Annotated in this window: 1 protein-coding gene; it reads right to left on the bottom strand. The window is 37.7% G+C overall.

All coding sequences use genetic code 11. The features are described 5' to 3' along the window. Positions 1–52: 52 nt before the first annotated feature. Complete coding sequence (locus EI164_RS16685; RefSeq protein WP_192521071.1) at positions 53–454, bottom strand: DUF2059 domain-containing protein; 402 nt, start codon at positions 452–454, stop codon at positions 53–55. Between the last annotated feature and the right edge of the window lie 58 nt (positions 455–512).

Below are 512 nucleotides of genomic sequence, written 5' to 3'. Positions count from 1 at the left end.
TGCTTGCTTGTGTCTTTATCTGGTTGCCCCTGATTTGAATTCTATACACACCCTACTCTTCAAGTTTAAGGGCTTTAATATCTGCGACCATTCTCGGCGTAATATCTTGTACCTTTTCCATAGTAGACTCCATAACAATAGGCATTATTTGTGTCATATAGTCTTTCATCATATCAGGCTGTTTATCAATGATACTTTGGCCCGTTTTGCTACTATAAAAATCTATCTGCGCATCGACTTCTTCTTGATTAAAATGCTGCTTAGCAGTCTGGACATATACATCGACTATTTTTTGATTCATAGTGGTTCTATTACTATCATCTGTCATCTCTTTACTATATTTACTGACAATATCTTCTAAACGTTGGCGCTGATCCGTACTCAAATTATCAGTAGGCAGCGAAGATAACATGGACTGCATCACTTGATCTGTGGTGCTACTGTCACTAGACATGTCATTGTAGTGGCATAATTAAATTGGACAACTGCTAAGAGGCTATACTAACCCAAAG

It is taken from the genome of Psychrobacter sp. FME13, assembly GCF_014861395.1.
Lineage (GTDB): Bacteria > Pseudomonadota > Gammaproteobacteria > Pseudomonadales > Moraxellaceae > Psychrobacter.
The sequence above is the reverse complement of the archived record's forward strand: the minus strand, read 5'-3'. Positions and strand labels throughout refer to the sequence as shown.

What these genes read in the sequence shown, in the direction of transcription:
- EI164_RS16685 (WP_192521071.1), bottom strand. Translation starts at nt 454, where the DNA reads ATGTCTAGTGACAGTAGCACCACAGATCAAGTGATGCAGTCCATGTTA.